Source organism: Oerskovia turbata (assembly GCF_000718325.1).
Classification (GTDB): Bacteria; Actinomycetota; Actinomycetes; order Actinomycetales; family Cellulomonadaceae; genus Oerskovia; species Oerskovia turbata.
The window spans coordinates 1-383 of record NZ_JOFV01000050.1 but is presented as its reverse complement, the minus strand read 5'-3'; the positions used below and the strand labels follow the sequence as shown (position 1 = coordinate 383).

Sequence of the window (383 nt, the reverse complement as noted above, 5' to 3'; positions counted from 1 at the left end):
AGTCTGTGACGCGCCGAAAAACGCCGGAGAGATCCGGTCGAGGTCGGTCGCGCGGACGTGGCTCAGTGGTAGAGCATCACCTTGCCAAGGTGAGGGTCGCGGGTTCGAATCCCGTCGTCCGCTCGGATAGGTCTTCGGACCTGTCGGGTTCGACCTGGTGGAGTGGCCGAGAGGCGAGGCAGCGGCCTGCAAAGCCGTGCACGTGGGTTCGAATCCCATCTCCACCTCTCAGCACAGCAGTACCCAGTAGTACCCCCTTGCGCTGCTCTCTCGCAGACCAGCCCTGGGCGATTGGCGCAGCGGTAGCGCGCTTCCCTGACACGGAAGAGGTCACTGGTTCGATCCCAGTATCGCCCACCACACAAAAGGCCGTCCCCACCGGG

3 tRNA genes are annotated in these 383 nt (G+C 64.2%); all 3 read left to right on the top strand.

Going from position 1 to position 383, the window contains the following annotated elements:
• Positions 1 to 51 precede the first annotated feature (51 nt).
• The 3 genes from IE95_RS0118355 (at position 52) to IE95_RS0118345 (ending at position 360) form a co-directional block, all read left to right on the top strand.
• Positions 52 to 123 (top strand) — tRNA-Gly (locus tag IE95_RS0118355).
• Between the two features lie 33 nt (positions 124 to 156).
• Positions 157 to 227: transfer RNA gene (locus IE95_RS0118350), tRNA-Cys, on the top strand.
• A gap of 58 nt (positions 228 to 285) precedes the next feature.
• Positions 286 to 360: transfer RNA gene (locus IE95_RS0118345), tRNA-Val, on the top strand.
• Positions 361 to 383: the final 23 nt, after the last annotated feature.